Source organism: Actinosynnema pretiosum, from assembly GCF_002354875.1.
GTDB lineage: Bacteria > Actinomycetota > Actinomycetes > Mycobacteriales > Pseudonocardiaceae > Actinosynnema > Actinosynnema auranticum.
In genome coordinates this window covers 2,075,064-2,095,688 of record NZ_CP023445.1, presented here as the reverse complement: position 1 = coordinate 2,095,688, position 20,625 = coordinate 2,075,064, and the positions used below count along the sequence as shown (strand labels likewise).

The window sequence follows — 20,625 nt, the reverse complement described above, 5'->3', positions numbered from 1 at the left end:
CCACCGCGCCCGCGTCACCTCAGTGCTCGAAGAGCGCGCTCACCGACTCCCCGTTGTGGATGCGCCGCATCGCCTCCGCCAGGGGACCCGCCACCGACAGCACCTTCAGCTTCCCCGAGCGCTTCTCCTCGGGCACCGGGACCGTGTTCGTGCACACGATCTCCAGCACCTCGTCGCGCTCCCCGATCCGCTCGACCGCCTTGTCCGAGAACAGCCCGTGCGTGCAGGCGATCCGCAGCGAGGCGACGTCGAACTCCGCGAGGTGGTCCATCAGCTCGATCACCGTGCTGCCCTTGGCGATCTCGTCGTCCAGCACGATGACGTCCTTCCCCCGGACGTCCCCGATCACCGAGCTGATGACCACCCGGTCGTCGCCGAACCGCTGCTTCGCGCCCGCCGCCACCGACACCCCGAGCAGCCGGGCGAACGCCGACGCCGCCTTCGCGTTGCCCAGGTCCGGGGACAGCACCACCGCGTTCGACAGGTCGTACCGCCGGAAGTGCACCGCCAGCTCGTGCAGCGCGTGCAGGTGGTCCACCGGCACCGAGAAGAACCCGTGCACCTGCGGCGAGTGCAGCGTCATCGCCAGCACCCGGCCCGCGCCCGCCGTCACCAGCAGGTCGGCCACCAGCCGCGCCCCGATGGAGATCCTCGGCGCGTCCTTCTTGTCGGACCTGGCGTACGCGAAGTGCGGCATCACCACGGTCGTCCGCGACGCGGACGCACCCCTCGCGGCGTCCAACATCAGCAGCAGTTCGACCAGGTTCTCCTGCACCGGCGGCACGAGCGGCTGGACGACGAACACGTCCCGCTCGCGGCAGTTGGCCTGCAACTGCACCTCCAGGCAGTCGTTGGCGAACCTCGTCACCCTCGTCGGCGACAGCGGCACCCCCAGCTCGGCGCAGATCTCCTCCGCCAGCTCCGGGTGCGCGCTCCCGCTGAACACGACCATTTCCCGACCAGAGACGGACACGGAAGCGGACACGGCCTGGGCTCCCCGGCGTTCGGCTACCTGACGCCGCGGACCCTAGCAGCGATCCGACCCCCCGATCGGGTCATCCCTTCCACACCACGGGCGACTTCGTGTACTCCTCGGCGGCGTCGTACTTGGCACCGGTGATCTTCTCCGCGGCGTTGCCCGCCTGCAGGACGCAGGTCTGGAACTTGGCCCCGGCGGTGGTGAAGTCCTTGCCCGCGTTGACGGTCTGGCAGTTGTCCGTCTCGCCGGTGATGATCACGCTGCTGGTCTTGCCGTCCGCCTTGATGCCGCGCAGGCGCAGCGACGAGTACGCCAGGTCGGTGCCGCCGACGTTCTCGACGGTGGCCCGGATGTAGAAGGGCGTGATGCCCGCGGCCTTGTCGCCGTACTTGGCGAGGTCCGCCGGGTCGCCTGCCTCGATCGAGTCGACCGTGATGGCGATGACGCCGGTCTTGCTGGTGCCGTACTTGAAGTTGACCACCGCGCGCTGGCCGACCTCGAACTCGCTGCCGGGCGCGGCCACGTCGCCGGATGCGACGGGCGCGTCGGCGGCGGTGGACTTGGCGGCGGAGGACTTCGCGGCCGAGGACGACGTCGGGGCGCCCTCCTCGGCGGTGGAGGACGCGGTGGCGTCGGCCGCGGGCAGCGCCGTGCCGCTCGTCTCGCTGCCGCAGGCGGACAGCAGGACGGCGGCTGCGCCGACTGCGGCGAACAGGCTGCTGCGGAAGGACTTCACGCCGGGCTCCTCAGGTTCTCGTCGGACGCGCCGAACGCTATTCCCGGTGAGCCGGACAGGCTGTCGGTCGTTCGCACCACAACCGGCCGGAACCCCCGCGAACCGCCCGTGATCAGGCTCTCGGTTTGGCCGGGCCGAGCTCGGGGAACCGGGTCACAGGTCGTCGATCCCGATCAGCCCGTCCTGGATCGCGCGCGCCACCAGCGCCGCCTTGGTCGGCGCCTCCCTGCCGATCAGCGCGTACTTGATCCGGATGCGCTCCAGGTGCGAGTTGACCGTGCTCAGCGAGATCCCGAGCCGCTGCGCCACGTAGTCCTTCGACTCGGACTGGAACCACTCCACCAGCACCTCGGTCTCCCGCGCGGACAGCGCGGGCCGGGTGTCCGAGCGGTCGCCCGCGAGCGCGCCCGCCAGCGACGGCGGCGTGTACGCCCGCCCCTGGGCCGCCGCGCGGGTGGCCTGCACGAGGTGCTCCGCGCCCTCGGCCTTCGTCAGGTAGCACAGCGCGCCCAGTTCGAGGCACTGCAGCGCGATGTCGTCGTCGGCGCGCATCGAGTACACGACCACCCGGCGCCCGGCCTCCACGAGCCTGCGCAGGTCGCCGAGCACGGGCGTGGGCCCGCCGAGGTGCAGGTCGAGGATGACCACGTCGGCGCGCGCGCCCTCGTCCAGCCAGGCGGCCTTGACGTCGTCGCCGCTGGCCGCGACGGCGATCGGCGGCGTCCCGGACAGCAGCCAGTAGGCCACGCCCGCGCGCACCGCCGGGTGGTCGTCCACCACGACGGCGCTGATCGGCGCGTCCCCGACCGGACCGCCGGGGGCGCCGCCGGGCACACCCCAGGGCGCGCTCCCGGCCCCGCCGCCGGGACCTCCGCCGGGACCTCCGCTGTCGGCGCTCACTCGCTCCGCCACCTCGCCTCCATCCGGGTGTGCTCACCGTACGTGCCGCACTCGACCTCGACGCGCGGCGACTGCGCCACGACCCGCACCCCGGCGTCCGCGACCACCGCCACGCGCACCTCGCCGCCGGTGCGCAGCAGGCTGACCCGCGCCCGCTCCCGCGCCGCCGACAGCGCGACCGCGACCGGCCCGGTCAGCTCCCGCCGCACGTCCTTGGGCACCGGCACCGCCGCCCCGCTGACCGCCAGCGACACCGCGACCCCGCGCCGCTCGGCGACGTCCACGCACGCGGTCACCTCGTGCACCAGCGGGTCGGGCACGTCGTCGTTCTCGGCGAACAGCCTGCGCAGCTGGGTCGCGGCGAGCGAGCAGCGCAGCCGGGTGTCCGCGTCGCGCGGGTCGAGCACCCCGTCGGCGAGGTCGGCGAGCAGCGGCAGGGTCGCGCCGAGCTGGCCCGCGAAGCCCGCGCGCAGGTCCAGCTCGGACTGCCTGGCGAGCGCGGCGCGGGTGGCGGCGCGCTCCTGCTCGGCGGCGGCCTCGGCGGCCTGGCGGGAGCTGCGGTGCAGCACGCGGGTGATCCACAGGATGGCGAGCTGGAAGCTGGTGACGCTGAGCAGCACCGCGCCCGCCGCGCCGATCTCGACCCGCTTGGGCAGGTCGGCGAGCACGAACTGCACGATGCTGTCGACCACGTGCGCGGCGAACGCGCACAGCAGCAGCGGCACCCGGTCGAGCAGCAGCAGGAGCAGGTGCCAGCCGACCAGCCCGAACGACCAGTGCGGCGCCTGGAAGTGGCCGCCGTCCGGCAGGGCCGCGGTCGCGGTCACCGAGGACGCGAGCACCACGACCACGCCGAGCGCCACCACCGGCGTCGGCAGCGGGCGGCGGGGCGCGACCCACACCGCGCACAGGAGCACGACGGCGGAGAACGCCGCGTAGGCCACCCACGCCGTCGGGGCGTGGTCGTGCACCAGCAGCGGCGGCAGGCACAGGCCGAACTGGAGCACGCCGGTGACGCACAGCAGCAGCAGGCGCACGTTGGCGACCACCCGGTCGGCGACCTCCTGCGGTGGCGGCGGGGCCTCAGCCACGGGTGCCCTCCCCGTCCCAGGTCAGCCGCACGAGGGTGCCCGCGCCCGGCCGCGAGCGCACCTCGGCGCGCCCGCCGACGGCGGCCATCCGCTCGACCAGCGAGCCTCGGATGCCGCGCCGGTGCCCCGGCACCGCGCCGGGGTCGAACCCGCGCCCGTGGTCGCGCACCTCCACCAGCACCCCGCCGCTCCCCCGCGCCCGCACCACCAGCTCGGCGGACTCGACGCCCGCGTGCCGCTCCACGTTCACCACCGCCTCGCGCACCGCCCTGACCAGCGCCAGCGCCACCCCGGTCGGCACGAGGGCGTCCTCGAACCGGGTGTCGAACCGCACCGGGCCGCGCTCGACGAGCGCCCGCAGCGAGGACCCGACGTCCACCACCCCGCCCGCCTCGCCGCCGCCGGGCGCGGTGAGCACGGCGAGGTCGCGCCGCGCGTAGCCCGCGACCTCGTCGGGGTCGCCGCCGTGCACCGCGACGACCAGGAACGTCGCCGACGCGGTGTCGTGCAGCAGCGCCAGGTACTCGCGCTCCTGCCTGCGCCGCTGCACCGCCAGCGCCTCGGCCCGCTCCAGCGCGGCCCGCTCGGCGCGCAGCCGGTCGACGCGGCCGGTGGAGCGCCGCAGCAGCTCGAACGCCAGCCGCGCCAGCACGCACTCGACCACGACCCGCAGCACCGCCGCGCCACCGCCCTCGCCGCCGACCAGGTAGACGGCGAGCAGGGCGGCGGTCGCGGGCACGGTCACCTTCGGCGACCACTCCCACTGCAGGGTGATCGCGGTGGTGGTGAGGACGTTGAGGGCCCACTGGCTCGACGGGTCCTGGGTGGCGCACACCGCGCCCGCCCGCGCGACGGCGAACACGAACGCCAGCGCCGCGCCGCGCCCGGTGACCGCGCTCCAGCAGTCCACGACCGCGCCGAGCAGCACCAGGCCGAACAGCGCGAACGCCAGGGGCAGGCGCGCGTCGGGCACGGACAGCACGCCGAACGAGCTCAGCAGCACCAGCCCGACGCCGCGCACGGGTCCGGCGACCCTGGCGACGACGTCGAGGAAGTCCGCCTCGACCTGGCCGGGGGCGGGACGGGCGCGGACGGTCACGCGGCCGGGGTCCGGTCGGCGCGGGTCCACGCGGCGCCGGTCAGCCGGGCGCGCGCCCCGCGAACGACAGCGGCGACGCGGCGCGGGAGGGGTTCGGCGTCCGCCCCCGCGAGGAGCCGGACCGCGCACCACTTCCGCACCGCGTCGCCGCGGGGGTCGCCGCACAGGTCGCCGAGGATCACGCGGGCGACCTTAACCCGATCAGCCCCAGATGGAGGAAACCCACTCCGGGTGGTCGATGAAGGGGTTGCGGTTGCCCTGGTAGCTGTCCTGGATGACCTGGTTGCGCCGCTGCTCGAAGGAGTCCGGCGGGTCCTGGGCGTGCCACTGCAGGAGCGCGGACAGCTTGCCGATGTTGGGCTTGCTGCCGTTGGAGACGCTGTTGTTGACCTCCAGGTCCGGCCAGCCGTCCGCGCCCTCGTAGCGGACCGCCATGTAGAAGATCATGCGGGCCACGTCGCCCTTGACGGCGTCGCGCGGCTCCCACGAGTCGGAGTCGGTGCGGTTGCCGGGGGCCTCGCTGACGGCGGTGCCGCCGTTGTCGAAGTCCTTGTTGCCGCGCTCGGAGTTGACCGACACGTCCTCGGGGCGCAGGTGGTGCAGGTCGGTGCCGGGGCCGGTGGCGGTGCCGAAGTCGCCGTGCGACTTGGCCCAGACGTGCTCGCGGTTCCAGTCGTTCGGGTTGCCGCCGTTGGCGGTCTTGGACTGGGAGCGGCCGGAGTAGATCAGGATGACGTTGCCGCTGTTGCTCGGGTCCTGGTCGGTGTTGCGCAGCGCTTCCCACACCTGGTCGTAGCTGAGCTTGCGCGCGCCGGTGCTGATGATGGTGTGCAGCGCGGACTTGAGCGCGGAGCCGGTCTTGCCGAGCGCGGCCTGGTAGTAGGAGTCGGCGCCGCCGGGCCGGGTCGTGGTGGTGACGCCGGGCGTGGTGGTGGTGACCCGCGTGGTGGTCGTGGTCGTGGTCGTGCCGCCGCCGCTGTCGGCGCGGGCGAACGCGGACGGGGAGGTCAGGCCCGCGTGCGAGAAGTAGGCGTTGAGGGGGCCGGTGACGTCGATCCGGGCGCCCAGCAGGCTCGGGTTGCTCTGCAGGCCCCACGCGGCGCGGAACGACGCGGTGATCTGGACGTAGAGCATCTGGCCGGTGGAGGTCTGGGTGGGCGAGTCGGCGAGGGCGAGGGCGTAGTCGTTCGGGAAGTTGGTCCGCACGACGGTGCTGGTGGCCGTCGGCTGGCCGACGACGTAGCCGCGCACGGTGGCCGTGGAGCCGCCCTGCTGGGCGATGGCCTGCGCGACGGTGAGCGGGGCGGCGGCCCCCGACGCGGCGCGGTCGGGGATCAGCAGTGCCGCGGCGAGGGCGGCCACCGCAGTGAACATCGCCACCGGGTGCCAGGTCGTCCAACGACGTCGAGTGTCCACTTTCGAGGAATCCTCTCCGGCAAAGTGCGGCGCAGGGTCACCACACGAACACAGAATCGCACGTCAGTGGCCACTTCAGAGTGAACGACCGTTGACAGTGTGAATAAGTGCCGAAGTCCGGGGTCACCCCGCACGGGCGTCACACCATCGAGTGGACTCCGATGCGTCTCGTGCCGGAATCGCCCGCCTCCCGAGGGGCTTTGCTTCCACCGCCGATGCTCCGCGAGCGCCGCAGAACTGCGGTCCGTGACGGGTGCACCGCACCCGACCTGCGTTGATCGCCAGGGCCGTCACCGGGAGTGCAGGCGCACGGGCGGATGCACGTTCACCGCGCCCGCTCCGGCGGCGACCACCGGGGGCGGCGACCACTTGAGGCCCCCACCGCCCATCGGCCACCCTTCCCGACCATGACCGACCGACCCGGTGGTCCCACCGACCCCGACTTCGCGGGCCCGCCGCTGCCCGTCCCGGTGCAGCGGCTGCTGGGCGAGGCCGAGCACGCGCTGGGCGGGCTGGACGAGGCCGCGTGGCGCCTCCCGGACCGCTCGGTGCTGGCCCGCTGCGCGCGCATCCGCGACGCCAGGGGCGCGGCGGCGCGGGCGGGCCGCAGCGCGGACCTGGTGGACGCCTGGCTGTTCGCCGACCTCGGCGCCGGGACGCCGCCGGACCTGCTGCTGCGCGCGGTGTCCCCCGAGGAGGACGAGCCGGACGCGCCGCCCTCCCCCGCCTCGGAGGGCGCGCACCCGCCGTTCGACCGCTACCTGGCCGCGCTGGAGCTGGGGGCGGACCTGCTGGCGCGCGGGCGGGCGCTGGACGTGCGGCTGCTGGCCGAGGTGGGCGCGGTCCGGGCGCGCGGCAGGGGCGCGCCGCCGCTGGCCGGGTCGGCGGCGCTGCGCGCCTGGTCGGTGTCCACGCGCGCGCTCGAACCGCTTCCCCGCATCGCGCGGCTCGCCCTGGAGCACCGGCTGCTGGCGCTGCACCCGCCGTTCCCGGACGCCGCGGCCGTGGTCACCTCGCTGCGGCTGGTCGGGTCGGGGCTGCTGCGCGACCAGATCCTGCCGCTGTCGGTGTGGCTGGACACGCACGCGGACCGGCGCGACGCGCTGCTGCGCGGCTCACCGGTGGGGTGGGTGGAGTTCTTCGCGCGCGGGGTGCGCGAGCTGGCCAGGGCGCAGACGAACCTGATCGAGGAGCTGGCGGCGCTGCGGGCGCACCACCTGAACCTGGTGCCGCACCCGCGCAGCGCCCGGCGCGTGGCGGCCGACCTGGTGGCGAGCCCGGTGCTGACCCACCCGGCGCTGGTGCGGCGCCACGGGTTCACCGCGAAGACGGCCACCGACGTGACGCGCAGGCTGCTGGAGCTGGGGCTGGTGACGACGCTGGACGACCGGCCCTACCGGAAGGTGTTCCTGTGCGTGCCGGTGCTGCGGCTGCTGACGACGGAACCGCCGGGGGAGCCGATCCGGGACGAGGACGCCTTCAAGGCCGAGCGCTAGGTCCGCTCGGCGCGCTCCAGCAACCGCCGGACCCGCCGGGCGGCCTCGTCGTCGCCGCTCTCCAGCAGCGCCAGCGCGTCCCGGTACCGCTGCACCGCCTTGTCGCCGGAACCCATGCGCCACAACGCGTTCCCCAGCTCCTCCAGCACCCCGGCCCGCTCGCCCGCGCCGACGCCGGGCAGGTCCGCGAGCACCCGCGCCGCCCGCTCCAGCTGCGCGACCGCGGCCTCCGGCCTGGCCGCGGCGAGCAGCACCACGCCGGTGGCCGCGCGCACCCGCGCCGCGCCGCGCTCGTCGGCCAGCTCGCGGTAGTGGAACTCCAGGTCCCGGTAGCAGTCCAGGGCCAGGTGCAGCCTGCCCCAGCGCCGGTACACCTCGGCCCGCCGCCACAGCACGTCCGCGATGCCGTCCGGGTCGCCGAGCCGCCGCCGGGCGCGCAGCTCCCGCACCCCGTGCTCCTCGGCGGTGACGAAGTCCCCGTGGTCGGCGAACCACACCGCGCTCAACCGCAGCAGCCCCGCCAGGGCCTCGGGCCGCCGGGACTCGATCGCCGCCTCGGCGCCCCAGTGCGCCAGCTCCTCGGCCCACTTGGGGTCGGCCTCCACCGAGGCCGCCACCCACATCCGCGCCGCCAGCGCCGCCGCCAGGGTGTGCCACCCGGCCTTCACGGCCGCGCGCACCGCGCCCAGCAGCAGCCACCGGTGCCGCACCGGCCACGCCGCCGCCTCCGCCGCGTCGGCGAACTCGGCCTCCGGGAGGGCGAGCGTGCCGCACTCGTGGTCGAACCCGGCCACGTCCGGCACGACCTTCGCGAGCGCGCGCAGCAGGTCCTCGCCGATCCGCCTGGCCACCAGCAGCGCCGCGTCGTCCCACTCGTCGGGCGCGACCGGCTCCGGGTGCAGCCGGAACCGGTCGCCGCCGACCCTGGACAGGCGCGCGGGGCAGTCGTCGCGCAGCGGGCGGTCGAGGACGGCGCTGAGCTCCTCACCCGCGCGGCGCAGGTCGATGCCCGATCCGACCGCGAGCACCCGCATCGGCAGTTCGGGGACGTCGAGCACCAGGAAGGTGTTCAGCAGGTCGGCACGCCACGGGCGGCTGTCCCACACCCCGTACACCGGCACGACTCCTCCCGCTGCGCTTCCACCGCTCGGCCCCGATCATCCGAGGCGGGGATGAGGGCTGCACGACGAGCCACCGGTTCGCACCAGCGAACACCACCCGATCCGACCACAGCCCTCACCCCCCTGGGACTCCGCGTGCCCGGTGATCACCCGAGGGTGGCCGCGAACACCTCGACCCTGGGATCGGCAGGCAGCACGACCGACTGAACCACCTTCGCCGGATCGAGCGCCACGCGGTGCCCGAACAACCGCACCGGCGGCGAGTCCACCCCGGAGCCCGCCTTGATCCGGTGCGGCATCTCCAGCACGACCGCGCTGCCCGAACCGGCCCAGTCGGCCACGACCACCGGCGCGGACGCGCTGGTCCCGTCGGTGTAGCGAACGGTCACCGCCGTGCCGACGGGGCCGTTGTGCGCCGCGCCCACCAGGTTCAGCGCCGGGTACCTCCCCTCGGGCAGCAGCAGCGCCTGCCCGCGCGCCTCCACGAAGTTGGGCGCGGTCCCGGAGGTGTCGGGGGCGACGTAGGTGACACCGCCCCAGGTGACCCGGCCGGTGGGCAGCAGGGCCGCGTCGTAGCTCCAGCCGCCGCCGTCGAAGTCGCCCTCGCCGGGTGCGGCGGCGGTGGCCGTGCCGTCGTGGTTGAGCGCGGCGGACAGGTCGACCGCGCACCACCCGTCACCGCTCGCCGCGCACGCCACCGCTTCGCGGATCTCCACGGCGACCTTCGCCGTGGTGGTGTTCGGACCGCGCGCGGTCACCGAGACCTCATAGGAGCCCGGCGGGGTGTTCGCCGGGATGGTCACCGGGACCTCGACCTCGCGCTGCGCGGGCAGCGTGAACGACGGGATCACCAAGGGGCGCAGCGGAACCCGCCAGCCCTCGGGCGCGGACGCGGTGAACGAGACCGGCAGCAGGAGCGGGGACTGGGCGAGCACGTCGAGCGCGAACGGCACCGTGCGCCGCTCGGCCGAGGTGGGCAGCACCGCGGTCGACGGGCGCAGCGAGGCGTCCAGGTGCGCTCGGGTGTCCGGCAGGCCCCGGCTGATCGACGGCGGCCGGGCGTCGGCGGAGGTGCCCCAGGTCGACGGGGACGTGCCGAGCCGGTGCTGGAGCGAGCCGCCGCGCGCCACGTCGTCCCAGGACAGCCAGGTCTTGCGCACGTCCTTGCCGTTCAACGACACCCGCTGCACGTAGCGGTTGGCGTCGCTGGCCCCCGGCGCGGTGATGGCGAGCGCCTTGTCTCCGATGTGGACGGTCGCGCTGGGGAACTGCGGGCTGGACAGGGCGAAGAAGCCCGCGCCGCTCATCGTCGGGTACAGGCCCAGCGAGGAGAACACGTACCAGGCGGACATCGTGCCCAGGTCGTCGTTGCCGGTCATGCCGTCCGGCCCGTCGGTGAACAGGGTCATGGCCGCCCGCACCACGGTCGCCGTCTTCGCGGGCGCGCCCACCGACAGGTAGGTGTACGGCGCGTGCAGATCGGGCTCGTTGTTCGGGTTGTAGGTCGGCTTGCCGTAGTAGTCGTACGGCTGGGTGATCCACTCGGTGCGCGCGGTGCCCGCCGGGTCGACGAGCAGCTTGTCGTAGGCGAAGAACGCGTCGAGCCTGCGCTCGGTCTCGCGCCGCCCGCCCATCAGGTCGACCAGCCCGTCGGGGTCCTGCGGCACGAGCCACTGGTACTGGTATGCGCCGCCCTCGTGGAACTGGTGCCCGGCCTCGACCGGGTCGTACGGCGCGAGCCAGGTGCCGTCCTGGGTGCGCGGGCGGAAGTGCTTGGTGCCGGAGTCCCAGAGGTTGCGGTACCACTTGCCGCGGGCGGCGAAGGCGCGCGCGTCCTCCTCCTGCCCCAAGCCTTCCGCCATCAGGGCGAGCGCGGCGTCGGCCGCCGCGTACTCCAGCGTCGCGGACGCCGGGTGGGCGCAGTCGTTGTCGCCGCCCTTGTGGGGGCAGTCCACGCCCTTCTCCAGCCCGGACGGCACGTAGCCGCGCTCCAGGTAGTGCTCGACGCCGGAGCGCCCGTTGTACGGCGAGTCGTCCGGCGGCAGGCTGGTGGCGTTGCGCTTGAGCAGCTCGTACGCCTCGGCCTCGTGACCCTTGAGCAGCCCGCGCGACCACGCCTCGACCAGGAACGGGGTGACCGGGTCGCCGGTCATGATGTTGGTCTCGCTGTTGGCCAGCGCCCACCTCGGCAGCCAGCCGCCGTCGCGGCCCGCCGCGAGGACCGACAGCGCGACGTCCCGCGCCACCTCGGGCTCGAGGAGTTCGAGGAGCTGGTTCTGCGGGCGGTAGGTGTCCCACAGCGAGAAGTTCTGGTGCGGCGTGAAGTCCTGCGCCTGCTTCACCTGCCCGCCGAACGCGGTGTAGCGGCCGTCCACGTCCCCGGCGAGGTTCGGGTGCAGCACCGAGTGGTAGAGCGAGGTGTAGAACGCCTTGCGGCGCTCCGGGCTCCCGCCGCCGATCTCCACGCGCCCCAACTGCTCCTGCCAGGTCTGCCGCAGCGCGGCGCGGGCGGCGTCGAAGTCGTGGCCGTCGGTCTCGGCGGCCAGGTTCTTCCGCGCGCCCTCGATCCCGGTGTAGGACAGGCCGACCTTGACCACCACGTCCCGGTCGGCGGTGGTGTCGAACGTGGCGTAGGCCCCGTTGCCGCCGCTGCCCGACGCCTCCCGCGCGCCGGGCGTGACCGCGCCGCCGCGCCAGGTCCCGAACGCCTGGAAGGGCCGGTCGAACGAGGCGGTGAAGTACACGGTGTGCTCGTCCAGCCCGGCGCAGAACCGCCCGGCCCGCACCCGGCCCTCCACGGTGCGGTCGTCGACCACCCGCACCTGCGAGTCGAGCACCTGCTGGTTGGCCTTGCCGGTGTTGAGCAGCACGTTGCCGCTCGCGCCCGCCGGGAACGAGTAGCGCTGCCAGCCGGTGCGCGGCGTGGCGGTCAGCTCGACGCCGATGCCGTACCGCTGGAGGCCGACGCGGTAGTAGCCGGGTTCGGCCTCCTCGTCGTCGTGGCTGTAGGCGGACCGGTAGGCGTTGTGGTCGGTGCTGGTGACCGCGCCGGTGGTGGGCATGATCGGCAGCTCGCCCGCGACGGGGCAGCCGACGCCGGACAGGTGGGTCTGGCTGAAGCCGTGGATGAAGCCCTGCTGGTAGTCGTAGCCGCCCTGGCCGCCGGTGTCCGGGCTGACCTGGACCATGCCGAACGGGGCGCTCGCGCCGGGGAAGGTGTTGCCGAAGTTCTGGGTGCCGACGAACGGGTTGACCAGGGTGACGGGGTCCTCCGCCGCGCTCCCGGACGACGGCTGGGCCTGGGCTGGGACGGCCGCTCCGAGCACGAGCAGTGCTGCGGCGGCCAGTGCTGTGCTGCCTCGCGGGAGGGTCATCGTCGACGGCCTCTCTGTGTGACAACGTTGTCAAGCAACAGGGTCGAACAGGCGGTTCGGTTCCCGGACCGCTCCCTGAGGGTGGCGCACCACCCCATGGCCGTCCAGAGCGCCGAAGTGGGACGCGGGGCGCGGCACCCGAACGGTCCCGCGCCCCGCCCCCGCACCGGGTCAGGGCGTCCAGGGCGCGTCGAAGCTCCAGCTCACGTCCTGGGCGTACGAGACCGGGTTGTCGTACGCGTGGGCCCCGCCGTCGCTGGCCGCCCACACCTCCGCGTTGTAGTGCCGGACGTTCGCGCCCAGCTCGTTCACCGAGGCCAGCCGCGCGCCGCCGGTCCCCGGCTGGGCGCAGAACGTGGCGTCCCGGCGGAAGAGGTCGGTGTTCGGGTTGGTGTCCAGGCGCAGCCGGTACGAGGCGTGCCGCAGGAACCGGCCGGGCAGGTTCCGCGACTCGAACGAGTAGCAGGACGGGTCGGCCAGCCCGCGCCGCACGACGAACGTCGCGTCGGCCTTGGTGGTCGCGTCGCTCGCGGGGCCGACCACGTCGGTGCGGGCCAGGCTGTCCCGGTGCCGCAGGAACCGGTCGGTGAAACCGGGCGTGGTCACCCGCAGCGAGCGCGCCTGGTCGACGGGCAGGTCGACCCCGCTGCGCCACAGCGGGATCGTGACGTTCCAGGTGGTGTCCCGGGTGAAGCTCGCCGCGCCGTCCCACGGGTTCGGGCCGCCGCTGCGGGCCACGTACACGCCCTCGTTGTAGTGCCGCAGGAAGTGGCCCGGCAGGTTCTTGGACTCGAACGCCGTCGCGCCCCAGCCGTCGCGGGCGCAGAACGTCGCGTCACCGGCGAACAGCGCGCTGCCGTCGTTGGCGTCCAGCCGCACCCGCGAGGACGAGTGCCGCAGGTAGCTGCCGGGGAAGTTCCGCGATTCCAACGAGTAGCAGGCCGAGTCGGCGAGCCCTGGGCGCAACCGGTAGGTGGCGTCCTTGGTCGCGCCCTCGCCGCTGCCGGGGGTGAGCACGTCGGTGCGGGCCAGGGAGTTCTGGTGCCGCAGGAAGCGGGTGGTGAAGCCGGGGGTGGCGACCTTGAGCGAGACCAGCTCGTCCCGCCCGACCTCGGTCCCCCTGGCGCGCGCCAGGACCCGCTGGTTGACCGCCCTGACCCGCTCGGCGTCCACCTTCAGCACCTGGCGGTCGTAGGTGTGGAAGCCGTTGACCTCGTTCTCCACGTCGTACGGCTCGGTGTACACCGAAGCGGAGAGCCCCCGCGTCTGCACGAACCGGCCGACCTCCTCGGTGATCGTGACGTACCGGCTGGTCAACGAGTTCTCGTCGGGGTAGAGGTCGCCGTAGGCGAAGCCCTGGCCGGGCTGGTGCTCGTGCCCGGTGATCCGCCGCCCGAGCCCGCCGTACTCGCCGAGCACGGCGATCCGCCCGTCGGGCTGCCGGGTGCCGGAGGACATCTGGTAGGCGTGGTCGTCGATCACGTCCCCGTTGCCGGGGTCGGGGTCGGAGACGCAGCAGTTGGACCCGGAGTTGTGGTTGATCAACCGGGTGTTGTCCAGCGACCGCACCAGGTCCGTGATCCGCCCGGCGTCGTACTCGCCCCAGCCCTCGTTGAACGGGACCCACTGCACGATCGACGTGATCCCCTTGAGGTGCTCGATCGTCCGGCGCAGCTCGGACTCGAAGTTGGCGTGGCTGTTCGGGGCCTCGTCCACCGAGTCGACCGACGGCATGTCCTGCCACACCATCAGCCCGAGCCTGTCCGCCCAGTAGTACCAGCGCGCCGGTTCCACCTTGATGTGCTTGCGGACCATGGTGAAGCCCAGTGCCTTCTGCTGCTCCAGGTCCGACCGCAGCGCCGCGTCGGTGGGCGCGGTGTAGACGCCGTCCGGCCAGTAACCCTGGTCCAGGGTGCCGAGCTGGAACACGAAGTCCCCGTTCAGCAGCGGCCTGGTGACCCCGCCGATGACGGCCTTGCCGAGCGAGCGCATCCCGAAGTACCCGGTGACCGCGTCGCCGCCCGCCATGGTGACGCGCAGGTCGTACAGGAACGGGTCGTCCGGCGACCACAGCCGCGCGTTCGGCACCGGCACCCGCAGGTGCTGCCCCACGGTCCCGGACGCCGTGCCGACGACCTGGCCGCCGCTGAGCACCTGGGCCTGCACCTGCCTGCCCGCGCTGCCCTGCACGACCAGGTCCAGCACCCCGGCGGGCACGTCCGGCGTGGTGTCCAGGCGCGTGATGTGGTTGGTGGCCACGGGTTCGAGCCACACCGTCTGCCAGATCCCGGACGCGGGCGTGTACCAGATGCCGCTCGGGTTCCGCCGCTGCTTGCCGATCGGGTAGCGCTGCCCGTCGACCGGCGAGTTGACCCCGACCACGATCTCGTTGGCGCCGCCGCGGAGCGCGCCGGTGATGTCGAACGAGAACGGGTCGAACCCGCCGGTGTGCGTGCCGACCTGGGTCCCGTTGACCCAGACCCGGCTCTCCCAGGTGACGGCGCCGAAGTTGAGCTTCACGCGCCGCCCGTCCCAGCCCGCGGGGACGGTGAAGGTCCGCCGGTAGAACATGCTGTCCTCGTGCCGCTTGATGCCGGACAGCGCCGACTCGATCGCGTAGGGCACCAGGACGCCCTCGGCGAGCGGGCGGCCGATCGGCGGGTCGTCCAGGTTCGCGGCGCCCGCGAACTCCCACACCCCGTTGAGGTTCTGCCAGTCCGGCCGGACGAGCTGCGGGCGCGGGTACTCCGGGAGGGCGTTGGTGGGCGAGACCTGGTTGGTCCACGGCGTGGTCAGCGGCGCGGGCTTGGGCTGCCACACCGCGTCCGCGGACGGGCCCGCGTCGGCGGACCGCGCCGAGGCGGCCGGTTGGGCGAGCGCCGGGGCGGCCGAGCCGACGACCAGCAGGGCCGCCAGCGGGGCTAAGAGGGCGCGGGACAGGGATCTGCGCATGGGGGGACACTCCGGTGGGTCCGGGGACTCGCTTGCAGGGACCCGCGCACGCGGACGCGCGGGGTGGAGCTGCCGGGTGGAGGCGCCTGCGGCGGGAGAACGCCCTGGACGGTTGCGCCCCCGCTTTTTACATCGTTGGCACAACGTTGTAAACCCTCCGAACCGCCCGCTAAGATCACCACCCGATGCCGTCCCACCAGCGACAAGGGGGCCGGGTGGCCACAACCCTCAAGGACGTCGCCACCTTGGCGGGCGTCTCGGTCAAGACGGTGTCGAACGTGGTGAACGGCCACAGCTTCGTGAAGCCGGAGAACCGCCGCCGCGTCGAGCAGGCGCTGGCCGCCACCGGGTACCGGCCGAACCTGGGCGCGCGGAACCTGCGCAGGGGCCGCACCGGGTTCGTCGCGCTGGTGGTGCCGGAGCTCGGCGTCCCGTACTTCGGCGAGCTGGCGGGCCAGGTGCTCACGGCCGCGCGCGAGCACGACTGGAACGTGCTGATCGAGCAGACCCAGGGCACGCGGGAGGGCGAGCGCGCCACCCTGGCCGCGCTCGGCCCGCACCTGGTGGACGGGGCGCTGGTGAGCCCGGAGGCCCTGACGGCGGCGGACTTCGGCGACCCGGCGGTGCCGGTGGTGCTGCTGGGCGAGCACTCGGTGGACGCGCGCCTGGACCGGGTGGGCATCAACAACGTCCTGGCGGCGCGCGAGGCGGTGGCGCACCTGGTGTCGTTGGGGCGCACCAGGATCGCCGCGATCGGCGCGCACCCGGCGCGCGGCACGGCGGCGCAGCGGCTGGCCGGGTACCGGGAGGCGCTGGCTCGGGCCGGGTTGCCGGTGCGCGAGGAGCTGGTGGCGCGGGTGGCGAACTACCACCGCCGCGACGGCGCCGAGGCGATGGCGGCCCTGCTGGCGCTGCCGCAGCCGCCGGACGCGGTGTTCTGCTTCAACGACCTGCTGGCGACCGGCGCGCTGCGGGCGGCGGCCGAGCGCGGGGCGCGGGTGCCCGAGGACGTGGCGGTGGTCGGGTTCGACAACACCGAGGAGGGCGCGTTCAGCCTGCCGTCGCTGACCACGGTCGCCCCGGACAAGGCCGCGATCGCGCGCGAGGCGGTGGAGCTGCTGCGCAGGCGGGTGGCGGGCGAGGCGGACGAGCCGCGCGAGGTGCGGGCGCCGTTCGCGCTGCGGGTGCGGGAGAGCACCGGCGGCAGCGCGCGGTAACCGGTCAACCACCTGCGGGCCGGACGTCCCGGCCTGTGCGAGGATCGACCCGAGCCCGAACCGTTCAGGCGACCAACGCCGAGGGAGCGTCATGATCTTCATCACCGCCAAGTTCCTGGTCAAGCCCGAGCACGCCGACAACTGGCCGGAGATCAGCCGGGCGTTCACCGAGGCGACCCGCGCCGAGGCCGGGTGCCTGTGGTACGACTGGTCCCGCAGCCTGGACGTGGCGAACGAGTACGTGCTGGTCGAGGCGTTCAAGGACGACGACGCGGCGGTGGAGCACGTGAACTCGGCGCACTTCAAGACCGCCCAGGAGGAGCTGCCGCCCTACCTGGTGGAGACCCCGAGGATCGTCAACGCCAAGGTCCCCCAGGACACCTGGTCCGAGCTGGGCGAGCTGGCCGTTAAGAACGGCTGAGACGCGCGGGGGCCCCGGCGATCGCGCGCCGGGGCCCCACCGTCCACCGCGGACTGATCAGCAGATCGTCTGCTTGCTGTTGACGAGCGTGTTGTTGCGGAACGTGGTGTTCGTGCCGCACGGGTTCTCGGTGATCGCCGAGTTGGTCACCCGCAGGTTCTGCACCACGACGTCCTTGGTCACCGGGAACTCCGACCGCGACGCGAGCCTGATGTCGCCGGGCCCGGTCACGGTCCCGCTCTGCGCGGCCAGGTTCACGTTGTAGCAGTTCTCGATCAGGATCGCGTTGTTGCCGGTGTTCGCGATGTCCACCCGGTCGATCTGCAGCCCGCCGCTCTCGGACACGCAGAACACCCCGCGCCCGCCGCCGCGCGCGATCACCTGCCCGACCCGGACGTTGATCGGGTAGGCGTTGTTGATCCGCCCGTTCCGGTTGGCGGTGCGGAACGCCGCGTACCCGGTGCCGGTCCCGGCGCCGTCCGCGTCGACCAGGGTGACGTTCGCGTTGACGGTGTCGTTGAGCAGCAGCCCGGACTCGCCGACGTTGCGCGCGGTGACCGTGCCGACGGTCAGCCCGTCCAGGCCGTAGGTCTCCACGGCGTGGCTGGACGCGCCGGACACGTACACGTTGTCGATGCGCACGTTCCTGGTGCGCACCGAGGTGTCGCCCCGGTTGTCGATCCGCACGCCGAGCCCGCTGGACAGCCGCATGTCGATCTGGCCGAGCACGACGTTGGTGGCGTTGCGGATGAAGATGCCGTACAGCGGCGTCCCGGTGACGTTGAGGTGCTGGACCTCGACGTCGGTGACGCCGCGCGCGTACACCGGGGCCTGGTCGCCGGTGCCGCTGCCGGTGACGTTGATGGTGCCGCACACGTCGAGCACCGTGTAGCTGGGCAGCGAGAACCGCGACCCGGCGCTCATCGTGCCGGAGCCGCGCACCACCAGGCGCTCCTTGCTGGTGCGCCCGGACGTGAGCGCGCCGACGGCGGCCTGCATGGCGGCGCGCATGTCGGCGCCGGTGTGCACGGTCGTGCTGCCGCGCTTGGCGGTCCAGGTGCTGCCGGACTTGGTCACCTCGGCGTGGTACGCGCCGCTCCCGCAGTCCGCGGCCGACGCCGGGGCCGGGTCGACCGCGCCGTGGACCAGGGCCGCGCCGAGCACCGCGGCGCCGATCGCGGCGGCGCTCCTGCTGGCCTTCTTCCTCACCATGAGCCGGTTCTCCTCGCTAGGGGGGCGTTTCCTCGCGGCGGCGGAGACGGGCTTGTCGCTCCCGGCGCCCGCTGGGGTCAACGGGAGCCGGGAGCGTTCGGTTCACGAACGGTTCCGCGCGAGCCGCCCTCGGCTCAGTAGTGGACGTCCGGCCAGGGCGGGGTGGCCATGCCGTCGCCGATGAAGAAGCTCGGGTGCGGCGGCTGGTTGTAGGCCGTGTTCTGCCAGGCGATCGCGACCCGGTACATGGTGTCGTGCATCAGGGTCGGGATGCGCCGGTCGGTCTGGTGCGGGGTGGAGTGGATCCGGAGCGCGGTGTTGTTGGTGGTGGGCCACACCACCTCCTCGCGCCAGTCGCCGAACAGGTCGCCGGACAGCGACGGGGTGGCCTTGGTGCCGTTGTTGCTGTGCACGTCGGAGGCGGTCAGCAGCCGGGTGTCGCCGCCGGCGCCGTACTTGTCGATCCGGGTCTGGTCCACCAGCTCGCGCACCGGGTCGCCGTCCCACCAGGCGAGGAAGTTGATCGAGCTGGGCTTGCGCCCGATCTCCGCCCCCTTGGCGCTGCGCAGGTTCGCGTCGCGCGCCGACCACGCCTCGGCTCCGGGGCTGCCCGCCCAGATGTCGCCCGCGACGCCGCGCCCGTTGTCGCCGCCGGACGCGGTGGTCCACACGCGGGAACCGGTGCGGGCGTCGGCGAGGAACGAGCCGGGCTTGGAGGTGTCCTCGTCGACCTTGAAGTACTCCAGCCCCGCCCGCGACGGGTCGAGGTCGCCCAGGTGCGCGGCGTCCCCGTGCCCGAGCCCGGTGTTCCACAGGCCCCTGCCGCTGTCGTCGATGGCCGCCGCGCCGTAGACGATCTCGTCCCGGCCGTCCGCGTCGACGTCGCCGATGGTGAGCGAGTGGTTGCCCTGCCCCGCGTAGCCGCTGTTGCCGGAGGCCTTGGAGTCGAACACCCAGCGCTTGGTGAGCGCCCCGTTCCGGAAGTCCCAGGCCGCGATCACCGCGCGGGTGTAGTACCCGCGAGCCATGATCAGCGAGGGGCGGGCGCCGTCCAGGTAGGCGGTCCCGGCGAGGAACCGGTCGACCCGGTTGCCGTAGTTGTCGCCCCAGTCTGCGACGGTGCCGCGCGGCGGGTCGTAGTCGACCGTGGACATCGCGGCGCCGGTCTGGCCGTTGAACATGGTCAGGTACTCGGGGCCGGTGAGCACGTAGCCGGAGGAGTTGCGGTGGTCGGCGGAGGCGTTGCCGATCACCGTGCCGCGCCCGTCGACGGTGGCGTCGGCGGTCTTCATGGCCACCTCGGCCTTGCCGTCGCCGTCGTAGTCGTAGACCTGGAACTGGGTGTAGTGCGCGCCCGCCCGGATGTTGCGGCCCAGGTTGATCCGCCACAGCCTGGTGCCGTTGAGCTTGTAGGCGTCGACGTAGACGACGTCGGTGGTGCCGGACTGGGAGTTGTCCTTGGCGTTGGTGGTCTCCCACTTGAGGACGAATTCGTAGACGCCGTCGCCGTCCAGGTCGCCGACGCTCGCGTCGTTCGCGGCGTAGGCGCTCGACGGCGGTTGGATCGGGACGTCCCGGTAGCCGTTGCCGAAGGCCAGCGAGGCCGGGGACGCGGGCTGCTCGGCCCCGTTGACCACCGCGCGGACGGTGTAGGAGGCGTCGGCCGCCGCGCCGCTGTCCAGGTAGTTCGTGGAGCCGGTGATGGGTGAGGCGTTCAGCTTGGCGCCGCCCCGGTAGACGTTGAACGCCACGTTCTGCGGGTCGCCGCCCAGGAGCCGCCAGCTGACCAGGTTCCCGCTGCCGGAGCGGACGCTGATCAGGCCCCGGTCGAGCCGCTCGACCTGCTTGCGCCCGGTCGGGTCGGGCAGCGGCGCGGTGCCGCCGCCGGTGGTCGTGGTGGTGGGGCCGCCGGTGGTCGTGGTCGTGGTGGTCGTGGTGGGCGCGACGCCGCCGGTGCACGTGGTGCCGTTGAGCGCGAAGCCCGACGGGACGACCGGCTCGCCGGTCCGGGAACCGTTGAACCCGAACGAGACCGAGCCGCCGGTGGGGATGGCCTTGTTCCAGTCCACGTTGGACGCGGTGACCGTCGTGCCCGAGGACGAGAACGCCGCGTTCCAGCCCTGGTCGACCTTCTCGCCGGAGGCGGCGGTCCAGACCAGGGACCACCCGTCGACGGGGTCGCCGAGGTTGTTGACGGTGACGGTGGCGGAGAAGCCGCCCTGCCACTGGTTCTGCACGGTGTAGTCGACCTTGCAAGCCGGGGCGGCCGAGGCCGTGCCCACGACGACCAGTCCGCCGCTCAGCGCGGTGGCGGCGGCGACTGCCGCGCCCAACCGCGCGCGGAACGAGTTGGTGAGCACCGTTGCTCCTTCATCTCGCTTCTGGGAACGCTCCCATGTGAGAACCGAGTGAAGCGGATTCGGACACGACGGGTCAACCCCTTCTGGAAAGCGCTTTCTCGACGGCGATCGGCGTTCGACAACGGCCGCCGCGCTGTTCGACACGGGGGCCGGGGGAGTTCGTCGACACGGGGACGGGGCGTTCGGCTGGGCGGGACGGCTCGGGCCGGAGCGCTCGACCGGGCCGCGCGGGCCAGCCGCACAGGGCGGGG

Annotated in this window: 14 protein-coding genes and 2 pseudogenes; 3 read left to right on the top strand and 13 right to left on the bottom strand. The window is 73.5% G+C overall.

What is annotated here, in order from left to right; translation table 11 throughout:
• Positions 1 to 19: 19 nt before the first annotated feature.
• From CNX65_RS09400 to CNX65_RS38140, 8 genes and pseudogenes are all read right to left on the bottom strand, one after another.
• Positions 20 to 952, bottom strand: a complete 933-nt coding sequence (locus CNX65_RS09400) for a ribose-phosphate diphosphokinase (RefSeq protein WP_096492425.1) — start codon at positions 950 to 952, stop codon at positions 20 to 22.
• 103 nt (positions 953 to 1,055) lie between these two features.
• Positions 1,056 to 1,715 carry a hypothetical protein gene (locus CNX65_RS09395; protein ID WP_096492424.1) on the bottom strand — a complete coding sequence of 220 codons (660 nt, stop codon included), beginning with the start codon at positions 1,713 to 1,715 and terminating at the stop codon, positions 1,056 to 1,058.
• A 153-nt stretch (positions 1,716 to 1,868) separates the two neighbouring features.
• Positions 1,869 to 2,507 (bottom strand): response regulator transcription factor, encoded by a 639-nt coding sequence (locus CNX65_RS09390; RefSeq protein WP_041837529.1) that lies wholly within the window; start codon positions 2,505 to 2,507, stop codon positions 1,869 to 1,871.
• A 104-nt stretch (positions 2,508 to 2,611) separates the two neighbouring features.
• Positions 2,612 to 3,706: a hypothetical protein gene (locus CNX65_RS09385; protein WP_096492422.1), complete on the bottom strand. Its 1,095-nt coding sequence runs from the start codon at positions 3,704 to 3,706 to the stop codon at positions 2,612 to 2,614.
• Positions 3,699 to 4,805: a sensor histidine kinase gene (locus CNX65_RS09380; RefSeq protein WP_177154640.1), complete on the bottom strand. Its 1,107-nt coding sequence runs from the start codon at positions 4,803 to 4,805 to the stop codon at positions 3,699 to 3,701. The genes CNX65_RS09385 and CNX65_RS09380 overlap by 8 nt, the downstream gene beginning before the upstream one ends.
• Positions 4,802 to 4,987 (bottom strand): hypothetical protein, encoded by a 186-nt coding sequence (locus CNX65_RS09375; RefSeq protein ID WP_096492421.1) that lies wholly within the window; start codon positions 4,985 to 4,987, stop codon positions 4,802 to 4,804. Before CNX65_RS09375 ends, CNX65_RS09380 begins: the two co-directional genes overlap by 4 nt.
• A gap of 19 nt (positions 4,988 to 5,006) precedes the next feature.
• Positions 5,007 to 5,696, bottom strand: a pseudogene (locus CNX65_RS38145) (endonuclease I family protein); the annotation flags it as partial.
• Between the two features lie 111 nt (positions 5,697 to 5,807).
• Positions 5,808 to 6,179: pseudogene (locus CNX65_RS38140) on the bottom strand (DUF6359 domain-containing protein); the annotation flags it as partial.
• A gap of 449 nt (positions 6,180 to 6,628) precedes the next feature.
• On the opposite strand from CNX65_RS38140, the gene CNX65_RS09365 reads away from it, so the two are divergent.
• Positions 6,629 to 7,717 (top strand): Fic family protein, encoded by a 1,089-nt coding sequence (locus CNX65_RS09365; RefSeq protein ID WP_096492420.1) that lies wholly within the window; start codon positions 6,629 to 6,631, stop codon positions 7,715 to 7,717.
• On the opposite strand, the gene CNX65_RS09360 is transcribed toward CNX65_RS09365, so the two are convergent.
• The 3 genes from CNX65_RS09360 to CNX65_RS09350 form a co-directional block, all read right to left on the bottom strand.
• Positions 7,714 to 8,832 carry a hypothetical protein gene (locus tag CNX65_RS09360; protein WP_157767561.1) on the bottom strand — a complete coding sequence of 373 codons (1,119 nt, stop codon included), beginning with the start codon at positions 8,830 to 8,832 and terminating at the stop codon, positions 7,714 to 7,716. The genes CNX65_RS09365 and CNX65_RS09360 overlap by 4 nt on opposite strands.
• 152 nt (positions 8,833 to 8,984) lie before the next feature.
• On the bottom strand, positions 8,985 to 12,212 hold the full coding sequence (locus CNX65_RS09355; protein ID WP_096492418.1) for a GH92 family glycosyl hydrolase: 3,228 nt from the start codon (positions 12,210 to 12,212) through the stop codon (positions 8,985 to 8,987).
• A 171-nt stretch (positions 12,213 to 12,383) separates the two neighbouring features.
• The gene (locus CNX65_RS09350) at positions 12,384 to 15,164 is read right to left on the bottom strand and encodes an AbfB domain-containing protein (protein WP_096492417.1); all 2,781 of its coding nucleotides are present in this window, start codon (positions 15,162 to 15,164) and stop codon (positions 12,384 to 12,386) included.
• Positions 15,165 to 15,379: 215 nt separating this feature from the next.
• On the opposite strand from CNX65_RS09350, the gene CNX65_RS09345 reads away from it, so the two are divergent.
• Both CNX65_RS09345 and CNX65_RS09340 read left to right on the top strand, forming a co-directional pair.
• The gene (locus tag CNX65_RS09345) at positions 15,380 to 16,381 is read left to right on the top strand and encodes a LacI family DNA-binding transcriptional regulator (RefSeq protein WP_096492416.1); all 1,002 of its coding nucleotides are present in this window, start codon (positions 15,380 to 15,382) and stop codon (positions 16,379 to 16,381) included.
• Between the two features lie 91 nt (positions 16,382 to 16,472).
• Complete coding sequence (locus CNX65_RS09340; protein ID WP_096492415.1) at positions 16,473 to 16,802, top strand: putative quinol monooxygenase; 330 nt, start codon at positions 16,473 to 16,475, stop codon at positions 16,800 to 16,802.
• 57 nt (positions 16,803 to 16,859) lie between these two features.
• On the opposite strand, the gene CNX65_RS09335 is transcribed toward CNX65_RS09340, so the two are convergent.
• Complete coding sequence (locus CNX65_RS09335) at positions 16,860 to 18,014, bottom strand: hypothetical protein (protein WP_096492414.1); 1,155 nt, start codon at positions 18,012 to 18,014, stop codon at positions 16,860 to 16,862.
• Positions 18,015 to 18,148: 134 nt separating this feature from the next.
• On the bottom strand, positions 18,149 to 20,374 hold the full coding sequence (locus CNX65_RS09330) for a rhamnogalacturonan lyase family protein (RefSeq protein ID WP_096492413.1): 2,226 nt from the start codon (positions 20,372 to 20,374) through the stop codon (positions 18,149 to 18,151).
• Positions 20,375 to 20,625: the final 251 nt, after the last annotated feature.